This window comes from Geodermatophilus sp. URMC 60, from assembly GCF_053502585.1.
Window position 1 is genome coordinate 1850980 of the sequence record NZ_CP199958.1, and the last position, 17426, is coordinate 1868405.

Sequence of the window (17426 nt, forward strand, 5' to 3'; positions counted from 1 at the left end):
GCGGCTCAGTCCCCGGCCCCGGTCACGCCGAGCTGGGCGACCACGCGGTCCCGCGCCAGCTCGGCGGCGGCCGCGTCGAAGCCGGGGGACCCCCGCTCGGCGAACCAGTGCCGCGACCCCCCGTACCGGTGGACGACGACCTCCGCCCCGGCGCCACGGAAGCCCGACGAGACCTCCGCCAGCTCTTCTTCGGTGAACCAGGGGTCGCCCGGCGCGACGTGCAGCTCCACCCGCAGGGTGCGCACGTCGCCGGCCGGCGGCCGCCCGCCGTAGAAGAGCACCAGCTCGGCGGGTGCCGCGTCGCCCCGGCCGGCCAACGGGCAGGCGAGGAAGGCGCCCAGCGAGAAGCCCATCGCCGCCCACGGGACGCCGTCGGCCGCGAGGGTGTCCGCGCAGCCGGCCACCAGCTCGGCGGTGGTCGGGTCGGCCAGCGCGGCGTCGGCCAGCGTCTCGGCCTCCGCCTCGGTGGCCGGCGTCGCGCCGTCGAACAGGTCGGGCACCAGCACCCGACGCCCGGCGGCGACGAGCTGGTCGACCCACTCACGCACCGCCGGGGTCACGCCCCACCACGGGTGCAGCAGCAGGACGCCGGGCGCCCCGGCCGGGCCGGACGTGAGGACGCGGTCGCTCGTGGGCACCGCTGCACCGTAGTCACCGGCCCCGACACCCGGAGCCCGCACCGGGACCACCCCGAGCCCGCGAACCGGGGAGCGATCCGGGTCTTCCCCGGTGTTCGCGGCGCCCGGTCCGCGCCAGGCTCGTCCCATGACGAACACCCCCCAGGTTCCCGCACCCACCCGCCCCGAACTGCGCCGCAGCGGCACCGACCGCTGGCTCGGCGGCGTCTGCGGCGGCCTCGCCGAGTACAGCGGCATCGACGCCGTGCTCTGGCGGGTCGCCGCCGTCGGCCTCACCGTTACCGGCGGCGCGGGCGTCCTCGTCTACCTGCTCCTGTGGGTGCTGCTGCCGTCGGCACCGCTGCCCGCCGACCGCTCCCCGTCGATCCTGGACGGGCTGGTCGACCGGCTGCACGCCGCCCTCACCGGGACCCGCTCCGGCCCCGCGCCGACCGACCAGGCCTGAGGCCCGGGACCGTCGACCAGCGCAGCCGGCGTCCGATGGGCCACGATGACGCTCCAACACACCTTGACCAGCACGGGAGACCCGACGTGACCGCTCCGCCCGGACCGCAGCAGCCGCCCGCCCCGATGGTGGTGCCGGCCTTCTTCGTCAGGCAGCGGATCACGCTGATGGTCAACCGCTACGAGGTCGTCGGGATGAACCCGGACGGTTCCGAGGGGCCGCTGCTCGCGTTCGCGGAGCAGAAGCGGATGAAGCTCAAGGAGGAGGTGGTCTTCTACGCCGACGCCTCCAAGAGCCGCGCCGTCTTCCGCTTCAAGGCGCGGCAGCGGCTCGACGTCGCGGCCGAGCACGACGTCTTCGACGAGTACGGCACCCCGCTCGGTTACTTCCGCAAGCAGTTCGGCGCCAGCCTGCTGCGCTCGACCTGGGACCTGTCCACCCCGACCGTCAACGCCATCGGCCGGGAGCGCCGGCAGTCGATCGCCGTCCTGCGCCGGGTCTGGGACTTCATCCCCTACATCGGCGACATCTGGGTGCCGTTCGTCTTCCACTTCGACTTCGTCGACACCGCGACCGGTGCGACCGTGATGGTCAGCGAGCGGCAGAAGGCCGTCCGCGACCGCTACACCGTCACGGTGCCCGACCCGCGGCTGGACTTCCGCGTCGCGGCGTCCATGGCCGTCGCCCTCGACGCACTGCAGAGCCGCTAGTCCAGCGACCCCTGTGGATGGCGTCCTCGGCCACCGGGAGCAGCTCCACGTCGCGCTGGTCGCTCACCTGACGCAGGCGCTCGAACGCGGCCTCGTCGGTGAGCCGCCGGGCGACCATGAGGATGCCGATGGCCATGCCGATGCGGCAGGACGTCGCCGGCCGGCCCGGCCGAGCCAGGAGACCCTCGGAGCAGCACCTCCGACGCGCTGTCACCGTTCCTCTCCGCGGGGTGAGGCAGGCCCGGGGCTCGCCCCCGAGCGGTGAAGGCACGCCGCCGGGTGGCCGATGCTGTCCCCGTGGTCCGAGTCCTCGCGCGTGCCCGGCGCGGTCGCGCGCGGCAGCCGGCCGACCACCCGCTGCGGGTCGTCCGCGCCGGCGCGGCCGTCCTCGCGTCGGCCTACGTGCTCTCCGTGGCCGCTCACGGCCTGGGGACCGACGGCGTCCTCGCCGCCCTCGCCGTCGGTGGGAAGTGGGTGTTCCTCGTCGGGCTGACCGCCCTGCTGGTGCTGCGGGCGGTCCCCGTGCGTGAGGACCGGGCGGTCTGGCTGCTGTTCGCCGCGGCCGTCGGGTCCTACACCGTGGGCTCGCTGGGCTACGCGATCGCCGATGCCGGGCCCGATCCGATCGTCCGCCCCGCCTGGTTCGACGTGGCCTTCGTGGGCTTCCACCCGCTGGCCTGCGCCGCGCTGTTCCGCATGCTGCGAACGCGGGTCCGGCGGCTGACGTCGAGCATGTGGCTCGACGCCGTCGTCACCGGTCTGACCGCGGCGGCCTTCGCGGCGGCGTTCGCGTTCGGCGCCTACCTCGACCTCGCGCTGCGCGGCGCCGTGCTCGTCGCCCTCTACCCGGTCGCCGACCTGCTGCTGCTGGTGCTCATCGCCGGCGCCCTCGTCGTGATCGGCCGTGGTGCCGGTGCCGCCTGGTGGTGGCTCACCGCCGGCACGGCGCTGTTCGTGCTCACCGACACCGTCTACGCCTACCAGGTCGCGCACCACACGTACGCCGTCGGCGGGCCGCTGGACGTGGGCTGGGGCCTGGCGTTCGTCTGCTACGGCCTGGCCGCCTGCCAGGCGCCCCGGCTGCGCACCACCGACCCGTTGCCCGGCGTGCGCGCGCTCGTCGTCCCGGGGCTGTGCGCCGTCGGCGCGCTCCTCCTGCTGCTGATCGGCTACGTCCAGAACGGCGACCCGGTGGCCGGCGGGCTGGCCTTCGGCGCCGTGGTGGCCGCACTCGCCCGCGGGACGCTGACCTTCCGCGAGGTGCAGGCGCTGGCCGACAGCCGGCGACAGGCGCGCACCGACGAGCTCACCGGCCTGCCCAACCGCCGCCGCGTCTTCGAGACCCTGCCCGCCGCCGACGCGGGCATGGCGGCCGGGAGTGGCACCGCCGTGCTCGTGCTGGACCTCGACCGGTTCAAGGAGATCAACGACTCCCTGGGCCACGGTGTCGGCGACGCGCTGCTGCGCGAGGTCGGGCCACGGCTGGCCGGCCACCTGCGGTCCGGCGACCTGCTGGCCCGGCTGGGCGGTGACGAGTTCGTCGTCCTGGCCAGCGGGCTGGGTGAGGACGGCGCCCTGGCGCTGGCCCGCCGGGTGTGCGCCACGCTCGGGCGGCCGTTCCAGCTCGCGGGCATGGCGCTGAGCGTGCAGGCCAGCGTGGGCATCGCCCTGGGCCCGCGGCACTCCCGGCACGCCGAGGAGCTGCTGCAGATGGCCGACCTGGCCATGTACGCGGCCAAGGCCGGTCGCAGCGGCCCGATCGTCTACGACGAGCAGCGCCACGGGTCCGGCCGGCACCGCCTCGAGGCCGTCGCGCAGCTGCGGCGGGCCATCGCCGACGGCGAGCTGACGCTGCACTACCAGCCCAAGCTGAGCCTGGCGACCGGCCGGGTCGACGGGGTGGAGGCGCTGGTGCGCTGGCAGCACCCCGAGCGCGGACTGCTGCCGCCCGACGCCTTCATCGAGCTGGCCGAGTCCGCCGGGCTCATGGCGGCCCTGACCAGCCGGGTGCTGGACGCCGCGCTGGCCCAGCGGCGGGCGTGGTCCGACCGCGGTCGCGAGCTGGTCGTCGCGGTCAACGTGAGCCCCTCGAACCTCGTCGACGAGCGCTTCCCCGACGAGGTGGCCGAGCTGCTCGCGCGGCACGGCGTCCCCGCGACCGCGCTGGTCCTCGAGGTGACCGAGAGCCTGCTCGTGGCGGACCGGGAACGCGCCGTCCGCGTGCTCGCCGGTCTGCGGGAGGCCGGCGTCGGCGTCTCCATCGACGACTACGGCACCGGGTACTCCAGCCTCGCCTACCTCGCCACGCTGCCGGTGACCGAGCTGAAGCTCGACCGCACCTTCGTCGGCGCGATGACCGGCAGCGCCCGGGCGGCCTCGATCGTCACCTCGACCGTGCAGCTCGCGCACGCCCTCGGCCTGGTCTTCGTCGCCGAGGGCGCCGAGGACCAGGCGACCGTCGACGCGCTGGCGGCCCTGGGCTGTGACGTCGTCCAGGGGTACCACCTCAGCCGGGCGCTGCCGCCCGCGCAGCTGGAGCAGTGGCTGGAGGTCCGGACCACCACCCCCGTCGGCTGACACCGGCCGGCGCCCGGTCGGGGAGCCGGGGCCTGTTGCGGAACGGAGCGGGATCCCTAGGGTGGCCCCGAGCGGGGCGGCTGGGATCGGACTCGTCGGGCGCGGGACGGGCCGACCTGCCGGGTGGGCCGAGCCGATGCGTCCTGCGACCGTCCGCACCGCCTCGATCTGCGGGGCGCTCGTCGTCCTCGCGGGCTGCACGTCCGCCGGCGGACCTGCGGCGGCGCCCGAGCTCCCCGCCGGTTGCCCGGTGACCGAGCGGGCCGCTCCCGACCCGGACCGGCCGGTCGTCGACCTCGACCTCCGGCTCGCCGACGACCTGCGCACCGTGACCGGCACCGAGACCGTCGCCCTCACCCCGGACCTGGCGGTGGAGGAGCTGTGGTTCCGGCTGGTCCCGAACGCGCCTCAGTCGGCCGGGCACCGGCTCACCGTCGAGGCGGTTCGCGGGGACCTGGTGGCCGGCGGCGGGTACGTCGACGACGGCGCGGCCCGCGGGACGCCGGGCGGCCTCTACCGGGTCGACCTGCGCGAACCCCTACCGGCCGGCCGGACCGTCGTGGTGGAGCTGGACCTCCGGCTGCGGCTCACCGACGAGCGGACGCCGGCCGGCTTCGACCGCCTGGGCGTGGACGACGGCGTGACCTGGTGGGGGAGCGGCGTCCCGCTGCTGACCTGGGAGCCGGGTCACGGCTGGGCGCAGGACCCGATGGTCGAGGTCAGCGGTGAGACGACCGCCTCACCCGCCGCCGACACCAGCCTCCGCGTCTCGGCACCGGGCGACCTCGTCGTCCTCATGTCGGGGGACCAGGCGCCGCCGCGGGAGGAACCGGGCGGGCGCCGGGTCTGGGAGTCGCACGACCCGGTCGCCCGGGACGTGCTCGTCGCGGCGGGGGAGTTCGACACCGCGACCGTCGACGTCGGCGGCACCCGGGTCACCGCCGGGGTGCTGGCCGACGCAGACACCTCCGCCGAGGAGCTGGCCGCGGCCACCGCCGAGGCGGTCCAGGAGCTGGAGGGCCGCTTCGGCCCGTTCCCGTACCCCACCCTGAGCGTGCCGCTGGTGTCCGACGGCGGCGGCGGCGAGGAGTACTCCTCGGCGATCCTGCTGGGGGACGCCGACGAAGGCCTGGTCGTCCACGAGGTGGCGCACATGTGGTTCTACGGCATGGTCGGCAACTCGCAGTTCCGCGACCCGTGGCTGGACGAGGCCTTCGCGACGTATGCCGAGGGGCACGTCCACACCGAGGCCCTGGACCGGCCGGGTGCCGTCGGCGGCTCGATGGCCGACTTCGACGACCAGGACGAGTACGAGGCGCTGGTCTACGGCAAGGGCGCCGCGGCGCTGGCGGTCGCCCGCGAGGCGGCCGGGGAGCAGGCGTTCGACGTGGCGGTGCGCTGCTACGTGGAGAGCCAGGCCTGGACGATCGCCCGACCCGAGGACCTCGCTCGGGCGCTGGAGGGGCTCGAGCCTGCGCTCGACGTCCTGGTCGGGGCCGGCGCGCTGGACCGGCGCGACGTCGAGGCCGCAGGCGACTGACCCCGGTGCGCCGGAGGGCGGGGACCCGGTGCTCGGGTTCCCGCCCTCCGGCGGTAGCCCCGGCCAGAGGCGGGCCCCGCTCAGAGGCTCGCCCCGAGCTTGCCAGGGGTGAGGGGAGCGGGATCCTCCTCGAGGACGCCGGGGTCCTTCTTCAGCTCTTCGGCCGCGCCCCGGCGCGCAGCGCGCCGAGCAGGTCGTGGTTGAGCCGGGAGATGTTCTCCATGGAGATGCCCTTGGGGCAGGCCGCGGAGCACTCGCCGATGTTGGTGCACCCGCCGAAGCCCTCACGGTCCTGCTGCGCCACCATGTTGATCACCCGGTCGTTGCGCTCGGGCTGGCCCTGCGGCATGAGGCCCAGGTGGCTCACCTTGGCCGCGGTGAACAGCATCGAGGAGGCGTTCGGACAGGCCGCCACGCAGGCGCCGCAACCGATGCAGGTGGCCGCGTCGAAGGCCGCGTCGGAGTCCTTCTTCGGCACCAGGATCGAGTGGGCCTCGGGCGCGGTGCCGGTGGGGGCGCTGATGTAACCGCCGGACTGGATGATCCGGTCCAGGGCGCTGCGGTCGACCGACAGGTCCTTGATCACCGGGAACGCGGTCGCGCGCCACGGCTCGATGTCGATCGTGTCGCCGTCCTTGAACTTGCGCATGTGCAGCTGGCAGGTGGTGGTGGGACCGCCCGAGGTGCCCCGGCCGTGCGCCGTCCCGTTGATCATCAGGCCGCAGCTGCCGCAGATGCCCTCGCGGCAGTCGTGGTCGAAGACCACCGGGTCGTCGCCGGCGAGGATCAGCTGCTCGTTCAGGACGTCGAGCATCTCCAGGAACGACATGTCCGGGGAGATGTCCTCGACCTGGTAGGTCACCATGCGGCCCTTGTCGGCCGGGCCCTTCTGCCGCCAGATCCGCAGCGTGAGGGTCATGTCGTGAGGGGCCATGGCCGGGTCGGTCGCCGTGCCGGACGCGAAGCTCGCGCCCTCACGTGTCGCAGTCACTTGTAGCTCCGCTGGGCGAGGTGGACGTACTCGTAGTCGAGGTCTTCGCGGTGCAGGACGGGGGGAGCGCCCTCCGGGGTCCACTCCCACGCGGCGACGTAGGCGAAGTTCTCGTCGTCGCGCAGCGCCTCGCCCTCGGGGGTCTGGCTCTCGGCCCGGAAGTGCCCGCCGCAGCTCTCGGCGCGGTGGAGGGCGTCGACGCACATCAGCTCGGCGAGCTCGATGAAGTCGGCGACCCGGCCGGCGTGCTCCAGGGTCGGGTTGATCGTGTTCTCGTCGCCGGAGACCCTGAGGTTGGTCCAGAACTCCTGGCGGATCTCGGGGATCCGGTCCAGGGCCTTGCGCAGGCTCTCCTCGGAGCGCTCCATGCCGCACAGGTCCCACATCAGCCGGCCGAGCTCGCGGTGGAACGAGGCCGGGGTGCGGTTGCCGTTGATCGACAGCAGCGTCTGCACCCGGCCCTGCACCTCCTGCAGCGCCTCGACGACGGCCGGGTGGCCGTCGTCGACCTTCTGGAACGGGCCGTCGGCGAGGTAGTCGTTGATGGTGTTCGGCAGCACGAAGTAGCCGTCGGCCAGGCCCTGCATCAGCGCGCTGGCGCCCAGGCGGTTCGCACCGTGGTCGGAGAAGTTGGCCTCGCCGATCACGAACATGCCGGGGATGGTCGACTGCAGGTCGTAGTCGACCCACAGCCCGCCCATCGTGTAGTGGACCGCCGGGTAGATCCGCATCGGCGTCTCGTAGGGGTCCTCGCCCGTGATCTGGGCGTACATGTCGAAGAGGTTGCCGTACTTGGCCTCGATGGCCGGCCGGCCCAGCCGCTTCATGGCGTCGCCGAAGTCGAGGTAGACGCCGAGCCCACCCGGGCCCACGCCCCGGCCCTCGTCGCAGACGTTCTTGGCCTGGCGCGAGGCGATGTCGCGGGGCACCAGGTTGCCGAACGACGGGTAGATGCGCTCGAGGTAGTAGTCGCGCTCGGACTCGGGGATGTCCCGCGGGTCGCGGGTGTCGCCGCGCTCCTTGGGCACCCAGACCCGCCCGTCGTTGCGCAGCGACTCGCTCATCAGCGTGAGCTTGGACTGGTAGTCGCCCTTGACCGGGATGCAGGTCGGGTGGATCTGCGTGTAGCAGGGGTTGGCGAAGTACGCGCCCCGCTTGTGCGCCCGCCAGATCGCCGTGGCGTTGGAGCCCTTGGCGTTGGTGGAGAGGTAGAAGACGTTGCTGTACCCACCCGTGGCCAGGACGACGGCGTCGGCGAAGTGGGTGCTGACCTCGCCGGTGATGAGGTTGCGCGCCACGATGCCGCGGGCCCGGCCGTCGACGACGATCAGGTCCAGCATCTCGTGCCGCGCGAACTGCTCGACGGTGCCGGCCGCCATCTGCCGCTCCAGGGCCTGGTAGGCGCCGTAGAGCAGCTGCTGGCCCGTCTGGCCACGCGCGTAGAAGGTCCGCGACACCTGCGCGCCACCGAAGGAGCGGTTGTCGAGCAGGCCGCCGTACTCGCGGGCGAAGGGCACGCCCTGGGCGACGCACTGGTCGATGATGCTGACGCTGACCTCGGCCAGGCGGTGGACGTTGTTCTCCCGCGAGCGGAAGTCGCCGCCCTTCACCGTGTCGTAGAACAGCCGGTGCACGCTGTCGCCGTCGTTGCGGTAGTTCTTGGCGGCGTTGATGCCGCCCTGCGCGGCGACGCTGTGCGCCCGGCGCGGGCTGTCGTGGAACCAGAAGTTCTTGACCTTGTAGCCGGCCTCGCCGAGCGTCGCGGCGGCCGAGCCGCCGGCCAGGCCGGTGCCGACGACGATGACGGTCAGCTTGCGGCGGTTGGCCGGGTTGACCAGGCGCGCGCGGAACCGGCGGGTGCTCCACCGCTCGCCGATCGGCACGTCCGTCGGCGCCTTGGTGTCGGCGATCGGGTCGCCGACGGTGAACAGGTCGAGAGGCATCGCGTTGAGCTCCTTAGCCGACGAGCCCGAAGAGGACGCTGAACGGGACGAGCAGGAAGCCGCCGATCAGCACCACGGAGAAGACCAGGGCGAAGAGGTTGACCGTCCGCTCCCGGCGCTTGTTGCTCTGTCCGAGCGTCTGCGTGGCGCTCCAGATGCCGTGCCGCAGGTGCATGCCGAGCAGGATTAGGGCGATCACGTAGACCGCGGTGATGAGCGGGTTGGAGAACCCGGCGACCAGGCGGTCGTAGGGCGTGGTGCCGGGCCCCTCGGGGTTGGCCACGCCCATCGTGAGGTCGAGGATGTGGTAGACGACGAACAGGCCGACGATCACCCCGCCCCAGCGCATGGTCCGCGAGGCGTAGCTCTGGGCCACCGCCTTCTTGGTGACGTAGCCGTTCGGCCGTGCCCGCTTGGCCTGCCGCCACAGCGAGATCGCCGCCCAGATGTGGGCGATCACGGCGACCAGCAGGACGATGCGGATGATCGTGAGCGTCGTCTGCGCGGGCACGGCCGGCTCACCGATCGTGCGGATCCACTCGGAGTAGCCGTTGAACGACTCGCGGCCCGCGAAGACCTTGAGGTTCCCGATCATGTGGGCGATCAGGTACAGCACCAGGATGATGCCGCTGACCGCCATGATCGCCTTCTTCGCGACCGAGTTGGTCTTGGCGGCCTTGGGGGTCCTGCGCTGTCCCGGCTGCGTCACCGTCACCACGAGGGCAAAGGTAGGCCCCTCGCTCGCTGGCGACCATGTGAACGCGTGGTGACTCAGCTCTCGTAAGGGTGCCCTAACAGGGCTCAGCCGCTAAGGTGCGCCCGCGCACCGGCCGGCGGGCCCGCGCGACGCCTCCCGCGGGGTTGGCGGACGTCCGGGTGGGGGAGGAGCAGGCCATGGCTGGACCCACGCGAGGATTCCTCGGACGGCGCCGCGAGCGCGACCCCCGGCTACCGCCCGGCCAGTACGACGTCGGCCGCGACTGGCCGGTGCTGACCGCCGAGCCGACGCCGCGCATCAGTTCGGAGACCTGGAGCATCACCGTGGACGGCCGGGTGGACAACCCGACGACCTGGACCTGGGACGAGGCCCACCGGCTCCCGCGATCCGAGTACCGCGGGGACATCCACTGCGTCACCACGTGGTCGAAGTTCGACACCTGGTTCGCCGGGGTCAGCGTCGACACCCTGCTGGAGGCGGCCCGTCCGACGGCCGACGCGCATTTCCTCGTCGCCACGTCCAAGACCGGCTACACCACCAACCTGCCGCTCGAGGACGTCACCGGTGGCCGGGCATGGGTGGTGTGGGAGTACGACGGTGGCCCGCTGCCGGTGGAGCACGGCGGCCCCGTGCGGTTGCTCGTCCCGCACCTGTACTTCTGGAAGAGCGCCAAGTGGGTGACCCGGCTGACGCTGCTGCAGCGCGACCAGCCCGGCTTCTGGGAGCAGAACGGCTACCACGACCGGGGCGACCCCTGGCGCGAGCAGCGCTACCAGGGTGACTGAGCAAGGACCCCGTCCTCCTCACCCCTCGCGAGCTCGGGGTGAGCCTCGGGACGGGGCCGGCCGGGCGCCCAGCGGCGGATGGCGCACCGCCACCGTCACCGACGTGCGCCGGCCGGTGCCGCGGGCGGTGGAGCTGCGGCTCGACGTCTCCCACCGGGTGGCGCACCTGGCCGGCCAGCACTACGTCGTCCGGCTGACCGCAGAGGACGGCTACACCGCCCAGCGGTCCTACTCGGTGGCCTCCGCGCCGGGCGACCCGCTGGTGGAGCTGTTCGTCGAGCGCCTCGACGAGGGCGAGGTCTCCAGCTACCTCGCCGACGTCGTCGAGCCCGGGGACCGGCTGGAGGTGCGCGGCCCCATCGGCGGCTGGTTCGTGTGGGAGGGCGAGCGGCCGGCGCTGCTGGTCGGCGGTGGCACCGGCGTCGTCCCCCTGGTGGCCATGCTGCGCACGGCCCGCGACCTCGGCCGCACCGACCTGCTGCGGATCGCCGTCTCCACCCGCACCCTCGCCGAGCTGCCGTACGCCGACGAGCTGCTCGAGGCCGGCGCCCTCGTCGTGACCACCCGCGAGGCGCGCGGCGTGCGACCGGCCGGCCGGCTCACGGCCGCCGACCTGGTACCGCTGTGGGAGCCGGGCCAGACCGCCTACGTGTGCGGGTCGGCCGGGTTCGCCGAGGCGGCCAGCCAGCTGCTCGTCGACCTCGGCATCCCCGCCGCCGACATCCGGGTCGAGCGCTTCGGCGCCAGCGGCTGAGGAGGGACCCCCTTGCCCCCCACCGCTCGCGAGCTCGCGGCGGGACCCTGCAAGCGGGCCGGGAGGCTCCTCGGCCGGGCGGTGCGTTGTCGTGGACGGCGGTGAACCCCGGCTGCGGGGTGGAGACGCCCTCCCGCTCCCGCCACACCCACTCGGCACAGGTCGCGCAGCCCTCGTCCAGCCAGACGCCGACGGCCATCACCGCCAGGTAGGGGGCCATGGGCTCGCGGGCCGCCCACGACCACGTCGTCCGGCCGTCCTCGGTGCGCACGTCCTCCAGCGCCCCGCTCGCGACGCCCTCCAGGCCCTGGGGGCGCCCAGGGACGCGGCGAAGGAGGCGTCGTCCAGCGGGTGCGCGTCGGCCGGGAACTTGTGGGAAGCGACGTCCGGCTGGTCCAGGGCGAGGCGCCGTCGTCGGTGTGGAAGCCCGACGCCCGAGCGGGGGTCCTGGATCGTGATGGGAGCAGGTCACCGTGACCTCGATCCCGTGGTGGTCGCGCAGCGGGCGCTCGGGCGTGACGGTGCGCCCGCCCTCGGCGTGTGCCCAGGCGGCCGGCCGCCCGTCGACGCTGACCGCCGCGACGGTCAGGTCGACGACGTCGAGGTTGAAGGCCGACGAGGACGGTGGCGGTGGCCACCAGTGCAGCGGGTCTGCGGGCCACGGCCCCTCCTCGGTGCGGGCACCGTGTCCCGCGCCGGGGCAGCGGCACGCCTGCACCGCGCGAGCGTGCACGCGGGGATAGCAGGGAGTCACCTCCGGTCGGGGCGCTTCTCCTGATGGGGAGGACCCCGGACCGCAGTTGTGAGGTATCTCACAGTCTGCCCCGGACGGGGGATCGCCCGCATCGGGAGCCGTCCGACGCACCGGGAGAATCCAGCCCGTGGACATCGAGGTACTCCCGGTCGGAGCCGTCGACGAGGAGCTCCGGTCGCAGCTGCTCACCTGCTGGGCGGACGTGACCAACGCCGGGGGGTCGGTGGGCTTCGTGCCCCCGGTGACGGAGTCGGACCTCGCGCCCTACCTCGACGCGGTCGTCGAACGGGTGCACCGCGGGCGCGAGCTGTTCGCCGTGCTGCGCGTGGACGGCGAGTTCGCCGGGTTCGCCCTCCTGTCGCTGCCGGTCAGCCCGCTGCGCCGGCACTGGGCCACGGTGCTGCGCGTGCAGGTGCGCCCCGAACGGCAGGGGCGGGGCCTGGGCCGCGTGCTGTTGAGCGGCGTGCACGCCATCGCCCGCGACCGCGGGCTGGAGTTCCTGCACCTCACCGTGCGCGGCGGCACCGGCCTCGAGGCCTTCTACGCCAGCTTCGGCTACCAGGAGTTCGGCCGGATGCCGGGAGCGATCCGGGTGGCGCCCGGTGACGACCGCGACGAGCTGCACCTGACCTGCCGGCTGTAGGGGTCAGGCCAGCGGGTCGCGCCCGGCCACCGTCCCCTCGGCCGAGAGGAGCGCCAGGCGGGCGAACAGCTCCTCGGCGTACCAGCCCTCCTGCGCGGTGCGGGTGACGACGGCGGCGTGCGGGGCGCGGTCGTAGGCGAAGGAGTTCAGCGCCGACGCGGAGTCCCAGATGCTGAAGGTGCCCTGCAGCCCGAGCGGCGCCTCCCCGATGCCGAGGGCCAGGCGCAACCCCGGGCTCTGGTGCAGGTCGGCCGAGACCGGCGGGACGGCGCGCCAGAACGTGACCGCCTTGCGCGGGGTCAGCCGGGCGCGGGTGACCGCGGCGACCGGCCCGTCCCAGCGCTGCGGCCACGGCTTGCCGAAGGGCTCCTCCCGCGACCACCGGCCCCGCGCGGCGAGCGGCCGCATCCGGGCGCTCCACTGCTCGTCGGCGATCCGCCGCCACCGGGCGACGACGTCCCCGGTCTCGAAGGCGACGGCCGCGCGTTCGTCGTCCCACACCGCCAGCAGTGCCCAGCGGCGGGGGTCGGCGTCGCGCACGGTGAAGCTCCGCCCGCTGCCGGTGCCCAGCAGCTTGGCGAAGCGCAGCCCGGGGCTGCGGCGCAGCGGACGCCGGTCGGCCGCCATCCGCAGCAGCGCGGCGGGCACCGACCGGCCGGGCACGCCCCACACGTGCAGGGTCGCCAGCCGTCGTGTGGTCACGAATCCGATCCTCCCCGTCACGGGCGGGCCGTGCCGCGGCGAGGGCGCCGTCGCCGGTCCCGCGAGGCCGGTACCGCCGCTACCCTGCGTGCTTCCTGTGCTGCAGAGCGGAGGACCGGTATGGCCGACCAGACCGACCGTCGACAGGACCTGCTGAGGCGGGTGAACGCGCGCCGGGCGGGGGTCGAGGCATACCTGCGCCAGCGGCGACCCCGCGCACGGCGGTGGGCCACCGTGACGCTGGTGTTCACGTCCCTGTCGGCGGTCTTCACCGCCGGGCCCGCGCTCGGCGGGACCACGTTCGCCGAGGCGGTCCAGAACGTGCTGGGTCTCAACAGCACCTCGGCGGTGTGGCGGACGCTCTGTTTCCTGGCGCTGCTGGTCTCGGTCGGCGCCACGGTCCTGACCAACATCACCAGGTCGCACGACCCCGTCGCGGAACTCAGCGCGGTCGAAGCGGCCGACGCCGAGCTCGAGGGGCTGGCCACGCTGCTGGAGTTCGGCACGATCTCCGTCGAGGACGGCGTGAAGCTCTACCAGCAGTACGTCACGAAGATCCCGTTCGTGGAGGACGCGCCCGCCGCGACCGCGCAGGGCTGAGCGGCCGCGACGTGTGCAGCTGCGGGGAGCCCGGGTAGCCCCCCACCGGTCGCGCCGGCGCCTCGAACCCCGGGCGGGTCGGTGGGCCGCCGGGAGGAGGCCTGCCGTGGCGCAGTCCGCACGCGAGGAGCTGGGGCGGACCGACGCCCCGGCCGAGGACGAGGTGGTCGAGGCCTTCGACCGGATCGTCGACGAGGGCGCCCAGCGGCTGCACCGCAGCTGGCGGGAGGTGCTGACCACCGGTCTGGCCGGCGGGCTGGAGGTGGCCACCGGCGTGGTCGCGCTGCTGGCGGTGTACGCCGCGACCGGCAGCCACCTGCTGGCCGGGCTCGCGTTCAGCATCGGCTTCATCGCGTTGATGCTGGCCAAGAGCGAGCTGTTCACCGAGGGCTTCCTCGTGCCGGTGACCGCGGTGGTCGCCGGCCGGGCGAGCGCCGGTCAGCTGGGCAAGCTGTGGGCCGGGACGCTGGTCGCCAACCTGGTCGGTGGCTGGCTGGTGATGTGGCTGGTGGTGCACGGGCTGCCCGAGCTCGGCGCGACCGCGGTCGAGTCGGGCCGGACCTTCGTCGAGGCGCCGCTGGACCTGAAGGCGGTCTCGCTGGCGTTGCTGGCGGGCGCCTTCATCACGCTGATGACCCGCATGCAGCACGGCGCGGACTCCGAAGCCGGCAAGCTCGCCGCGTCGGTGGCCGGGGCGTTCCTGCTCGCCGGCCTCGTGCTGTTCCACTCGATCCTGGACTCCCTGATCATCTTCGGGGCCATCCACCACGGCGCCCCGTACGGCTACGGCGACTGGCTGGCCTGGTTCTGGTACACGACGCTGCTCAACGTCGTCGGCGGGCTGGTCGTCGTCACGTTCCTGCGGCTGGTCCGCAGCAAGGAGCTCATCGAGCGCGAGCGGTCCGCCGCCGGCTCCTGAGGACGCCGTCCCGCCGAGCCTCCCGGGCTCGAGGCGTGGCCCTCGCCATGCTGTCGGGCGTGATCGAGCTCGACGGCCTCACCAAGCGCTACGGGGAGCGGACCGCCGTCGACGACCTCACCGTCCGCGTCGAGCCCGGACGGGTGACCGGCTTCCTCGGGCCCAACGGTTCGGGCAAGACGACGACGATGCGCTGCCTGCTCGGGCTGACCCGCCCGACCGCCGGGACGGCGACGGTGCTCGGCGTGCCCTACCGCGCGCTGGACCGCCCGATGCGGCGGGTCGGCGCGCTGGTCGACCCGCGCGCCCGCCACCCCGGACGGACGGCGTACCAGCACCTGCGGGTGCTGGCGCAGAGCAACGCCATCCCACGGCGGCGGGTCGACGACGTGGTCGAGCTCGTCGGCCTGGGCAGCGTGGCGCACGAGCGGGTGCGCGGCTTCTCCCTCGGCATGGGCCAGCGGCTGGGCATCGCCGCCGCCCTGCTCGGCGACCCGGAGGTGCTGCTGCTCGACGAGCCGGTCAACGGCCTGGACCCCGAGGGCATCCGCTGGGTCCGCGAGCTGCTGCGCGAACTGGCCGACGAGGGCCGCACCGTGCTCGTCTCCAGCCACCTGATGAGCGAGATGGAGGACACCGCCGACCACCTCGTCGTCCTCGGCCGGGGCCGGTTGCTGGCAGACGTCTCCATGGCCGCCCTGCTCGGCGCGCACGCCGCCGTCCGGGTGCGCAGCCCGGAGGCGCCGCTGCTGGCGGTGGCGCTGCGGCAGGTGGGCGGACACGTCTCGCTCGAACTCGACGGTGCCCTGCGGGTCGAGGGGCTCGACGCCGAGCAGGTGGGGGACGTCGCCTACGCCGCCCGGGCGCGGGTGCACGAGCTGACCCGGGTGGTCGCCTCCCTGGAGGCCGCCTACCTCGAGCTCACCGGCGGGGACGTCGAGTACCGGGCAGGTGCGGCGTGATCGCGGTGCTGCGCAGCGAGTGGACCAAGCTCGTCTCGGTCCGCTCCACCTGGTGGTGCACCGCCGTCTACCTGCTCCTCGTCGGCGCGGTCGGCTGGCTGGCGGCCGCGACGACCCCGTCCCTGCCGCGCGCCGACCTCGCCGTCGGCGTCACGCTCACCGGCTTCGGCTTCGGCCAGCTGGTGCTCGTCGTCCTCGGCGTCCTCGTGGTGAGCGCGGAGTTCGCCACGGGGTCGGCGCTGCCGTCGCTGACCGCGGTGCCGCGGCGGACCCGGCTGCTGGTCGCCAAGACCGCCGTCGTCACGGCGTGGGCGGTGCTGCTCACCGCGGCCCTGGCCCTGAGCTGCTGGCTGGCCGCGCGGACGCTCACCGCGGTGCCGGGCGGGGTGCCGCTCACCGACCCCGCCGTCCTGCGCGCGCTCGGGCTGCAGGTGGCCGGCGCGGCGCTGGTCACCGGGCTCGCCGTCGGGCTGGGAGCGGTGCTGCGCTCGACGGCCGGGGCGGTCGGCCTCGGCGTCGCGCTGGTGTCCATGGCCCCGCCGGTGCTCGCGCTGGCCGGCGGGGCGGTCGCCTCCCGGCTCTCCCAGGCGCTGCCCGCGCTGCGGGTGGGCGAGGACCCGTTCCTCGCCGTCCCGACGGGGTGGGCCGTGGGGCTGGTCGTGTGCGGGGCGTGGGCGCTCGGCGCCTGGTCGATCGGCGCGGTGCTGCTGGAACGGCGCGACGTCTGAGCCCGCTCACCGCGGCCCGAACGCGGCGGCCCGGAAGTCGGCGAACAGCGGCGGCGGCTCGGGCGGGGACCACATCTGGTTGGTGAGCAGCACCGCCGTGGTCCCGGTGACCGGGTCGGCGAGCACCTGCCGGCCGGCGAGCTCGGGCAGCACGTCGTCCACCGGGTCGTCGAGGCCGAGCCGCCCCTCGTCGACCAGGGTCAGCGCGGCGGCGGCCACCACGGGCTTGGTCGTCGAGGCGATGCGGAAGAGGGTGTCCGGGCGCACCGGGTCGTCCCCGGCCGGTGCGTGCGCCCCGGCCGCTCCGCGGGCCACCTCGCCGTCCCGGCCGACCCACCACGCCGCCCCGGGGACCGCGTCCGCGGCCACGTGCGCGGCCACCACCGCCTCGACGTCCTCCGCCAGTCCCACGCCGCCCTCCTCGGTGGGTCGTCCCCCTGCTCCGACCGGCCGGCGCCACCGGACTCATCGGCCGGCGGCGGCCTCCCGGATCGCGGTCAGGTAGCGGCCGGTGGCCAGCCGCTGCACGGCCGTGCTGACCGGTCCGCCGAGCCGGGCCAGCGGCGAGGCCAGCCGGGCGAACACCCGCAGCGTGAACACGACGTCCCCGCCGGTCCCGAGCCGCACCAGGAACGCCTCCTCGCCGCTCTCCGGGTGGCCGGGCAGCGTGCCGTAGGCGAAGCCGCGCTCGTCGCCGGTCGTCTGCGCCCACACCACCCGGCAGGGGATGTCGTAACCCGGTCGCGGCAGCCCCGCCGTCAGGACGACGACGGTGCCCGGCTCGCCCGCCGGCCCGGTGGCCCGCACCCGCAGCCCGACGCTGCGCTGCATCCGCCAGCCGAACACCGCCGCCGCGGCCCGCTCGAAGGCCGCCCTCCCGGAGCCGACGACGACCGAGCGCTCGACGGTGTCGTAGCCGGCGGGCAGGACCGGCTCCCGCGTCGCGCCCACTTCCGGATAGGTGAACGGGACGTCGGCGAGGTCGGCGGGGTCGAGGACGCGCAGGAGGCCCATCCC

19 protein-coding genes are annotated in these 17426 nt (G+C 74.3%); 11 read left to right on the top strand and 8 right to left on the bottom strand.

Features of this window, described 5'->3' with window-relative positions:
- Nucleotides 1-5: 5 nt before the first annotated feature.
- Complete coding sequence (locus ACWIX3_RS08900; RefSeq protein WP_448611711.1) at nt 6-638, bottom strand: dienelactone hydrolase family protein; 633 nt, start codon at nt 636-638, stop codon at nt 6-8.
- Between the two features lie 127 nt (nt 639-765).
- On the opposite strand from ACWIX3_RS08900, the gene ACWIX3_RS08905 reads away from it, so the two are divergent.
- Nucleotides 766-1083 carry a PspC domain-containing protein gene (locus ACWIX3_RS08905; protein ID WP_448611712.1) on the top strand — a complete coding sequence of 106 codons (318 nt, stop codon included), beginning with the start codon at nt 766-768 and terminating at the stop codon, nt 1081-1083.
- A gap of 86 nt (nt 1084-1169) precedes the next feature.
- Nucleotides 1170-1793 carry a hypothetical protein gene (locus ACWIX3_RS08910; RefSeq protein ID WP_448611713.1) on the top strand — a complete coding sequence of 208 codons (624 nt, stop codon included), beginning with the start codon at nt 1170-1172 and terminating at the stop codon, nt 1791-1793.
- On the opposite strand, the gene ACWIX3_RS08915 is transcribed toward ACWIX3_RS08910, so the two are convergent.
- Nucleotides 1714-1929, bottom strand: coding sequence for an ANTAR domain-containing protein (locus ACWIX3_RS08915; RefSeq protein ID WP_448611714.1), 216 nt, complete (start codon nt 1927-1929; stop codon nt 1714-1716). The genes ACWIX3_RS08910 and ACWIX3_RS08915 overlap by 80 nt on opposite strands.
- A gap of 161 nt (nt 1930-2090) precedes the next feature.
- On the opposite strand from ACWIX3_RS08915, the gene ACWIX3_RS08920 reads away from it, so the two are divergent.
- Together ACWIX3_RS08920 and ACWIX3_RS08925 are read left to right on the top strand one after the other, a co-directional pair.
- Nucleotides 2091-4370: a putative bifunctional diguanylate cyclase/phosphodiesterase gene (locus tag ACWIX3_RS08920; protein WP_448611715.1), complete on the top strand. Its 2280-nt coding sequence runs from the start codon at nt 2091-2093 to the stop codon at nt 4368-4370.
- A 136-nt stretch (nt 4371-4506) separates the two neighbouring features.
- On the top strand, nt 4507-5910 hold the full coding sequence (locus tag ACWIX3_RS08925; RefSeq protein WP_448611716.1) for a M1 family aminopeptidase: 1404 nt from the start codon (nt 4507-4509) through the stop codon (nt 5908-5910).
- Between the two features lie 151 nt (nt 5911-6061).
- Here the strand turns inward: ACWIX3_RS08925 and ACWIX3_RS08930 are convergent, their stop codons facing one another.
- The 3 genes from ACWIX3_RS08930 to ACWIX3_RS08940 are packed head-to-tail and all read right to left on the bottom strand — an operon-like array spanning nt 6062 to nt 9562.
- Nucleotides 6062-6901: a succinate dehydrogenase/fumarate reductase iron-sulfur subunit gene (locus tag ACWIX3_RS08930; RefSeq protein WP_448611717.1), complete on the bottom strand. Its 840-nt coding sequence runs from the start codon at nt 6899-6901 to the stop codon at nt 6062-6064.
- A complete protein-coding gene (locus ACWIX3_RS08935) occupies nt 6898-8844 on the bottom strand; it encodes a fumarate reductase/succinate dehydrogenase flavoprotein subunit (protein WP_448611718.1) in 1947 nt (648 codons plus the stop codon). Before ACWIX3_RS08935 ends, ACWIX3_RS08930 begins: the two co-directional genes overlap by 4 nt.
- Nucleotides 8845-8857: 13 nt before the next feature.
- Nucleotides 8858-9562, bottom strand: a complete 705-nt coding sequence (locus ACWIX3_RS08940) for a succinate dehydrogenase cytochrome b subunit (protein ID WP_448611719.1) — start codon at nt 9560-9562, stop codon at nt 8858-8860.
- A gap of 176 nt (nt 9563-9738) precedes the next feature.
- On the opposite strand from ACWIX3_RS08940, the gene ACWIX3_RS08945 reads away from it, so the two are divergent.
- From ACWIX3_RS08945 to ACWIX3_RS08955, 3 genes are all read left to right on the top strand, one after another.
- On the top strand, nt 9739-10347 hold the full coding sequence (locus ACWIX3_RS08945) for a sulfite oxidase-like oxidoreductase (RefSeq protein ID WP_448611720.1): 609 nt from the start codon (nt 9739-9741) through the stop codon (nt 10345-10347).
- Nucleotides 10348-10450: 103 nt separating this feature from the next.
- Entirely contained in the window at nt 10451-11101 is a 651-nt protein-coding gene (locus ACWIX3_RS08950; RefSeq protein ID WP_448611721.1) for an FAD-binding oxidoreductase, read from the top strand.
- 881 nt (nt 11102-11982) lie between these two features.
- Nucleotides 11983-12498 carry an N-acetyltransferase family protein gene (locus ACWIX3_RS08955; RefSeq protein WP_448611722.1) on the top strand — a complete coding sequence of 172 codons (516 nt, stop codon included), beginning with the start codon at nt 11983-11985 and terminating at the stop codon, nt 12496-12498.
- Nucleotides 12499-12501: 3 nt separating this feature from the next.
- Here the strand turns inward: ACWIX3_RS08955 and ACWIX3_RS08960 are convergent, their stop codons facing one another.
- Entirely contained in the window at nt 12502-13200 is a 699-nt protein-coding gene (locus ACWIX3_RS08960) for a monooxygenase (RefSeq protein WP_448611723.1), read from the bottom strand.
- 120 nt (nt 13201-13320) lie between these two features.
- On the opposite strand from ACWIX3_RS08960, the gene ACWIX3_RS08965 reads away from it, so the two are divergent.
- The 4 genes from ACWIX3_RS08965 (at nt 13321) to ACWIX3_RS08980 (ending at nt 16409) form a co-directional block, all read left to right on the top strand.
- Nucleotides 13321-13800 (top strand): hypothetical protein, encoded by a 480-nt coding sequence (locus ACWIX3_RS08965; protein WP_448611724.1) that lies wholly within the window; start codon nt 13321-13323, stop codon nt 13798-13800.
- A 106-nt stretch (nt 13801-13906) separates the two neighbouring features.
- Nucleotides 13907-14719: a formate/nitrite transporter family protein gene (locus ACWIX3_RS08970; protein WP_448611725.1), complete on the top strand. Its 813-nt coding sequence runs from the start codon at nt 13907-13909 to the stop codon at nt 14717-14719.
- A 59-nt stretch (nt 14720-14778) separates the two neighbouring features.
- Nucleotides 14779-15681, top strand: a complete 903-nt coding sequence (locus tag ACWIX3_RS08975; RefSeq protein WP_448611726.1) for an ABC transporter ATP-binding protein — start codon at nt 14779-14781, stop codon at nt 15679-15681.
- The gene (locus tag ACWIX3_RS08980) at nt 15678-16409 is read left to right on the top strand and encodes a hypothetical protein (RefSeq protein WP_448611727.1); all 732 of its coding nucleotides are present in this window, start codon (nt 15678-15680) and stop codon (nt 16407-16409) included. Before ACWIX3_RS08975 ends, ACWIX3_RS08980 begins: the two co-directional genes overlap by 4 nt.
- Before the next feature lie 6 nt (nt 16410-16415).
- Here the strand turns inward: ACWIX3_RS08980 and ACWIX3_RS08985 are convergent, their stop codons facing one another.
- Nucleotides 16416-16820 (bottom strand): serine hydrolase, encoded by a 405-nt coding sequence (locus ACWIX3_RS08985; protein WP_448611728.1) that lies wholly within the window; start codon nt 16818-16820, stop codon nt 16416-16418.
- Between the two features lie 54 nt (nt 16821-16874).
- On the bottom strand, nt 16875-17423 hold the full coding sequence (locus ACWIX3_RS08990; RefSeq protein ID WP_448611729.1) for a DUF1990 family protein: 549 nt from the start codon (nt 17421-17423) through the stop codon (nt 16875-16877).
- Between the last annotated feature and the right edge of the window lie 3 nt (nt 17424-17426).

Bases quoted from the DNA above. Each gene is read 5' to 3' on its own strand.
- ACWIX3_RS08905 (WP_448611712.1), top strand. From the start codon at position 766: ATGACGAACACCCCCCAGGTTCCCGCACCCACCCGCCCCGAACTGCGC.
- ACWIX3_RS08915 (WP_448611714.1), bottom strand. From the start codon at position 1,929: ATGGCCATCGGCATCCTCATGGTCGCCCGGCGGCTCACCGACGAGGCC.
- ACWIX3_RS08925 (WP_448611716.1), top strand. From the start codon at position 4,507: ATGCGTCCTGCGACCGTCCGCACCGCCTCGATCTGCGGGGCGCTCGTC.
- ACWIX3_RS08935 (WP_448611718.1), bottom strand. From the start codon at position 8,844: ATGCCTCTCGACCTGTTCACCGTCGGCGACCCGATCGCCGACACCAAG.
- ACWIX3_RS08945 (WP_448611720.1), top strand. From the start codon at position 9,739: ATGGCTGGACCCACGCGAGGATTCCTCGGACGGCGCCGCGAGCGCGAC.
- ACWIX3_RS08965 (WP_448611724.1), top strand. From the start codon at position 13,321: ATGGCCGACCAGACCGACCGTCGACAGGACCTGCTGAGGCGGGTGAAC.
- ACWIX3_RS08990 (WP_448611729.1), bottom strand. From the start codon at position 17,423: ATGGGCCTCCTGCGCGTCCTCGACCCCGCCGACCTCGCCGACGTCCCG.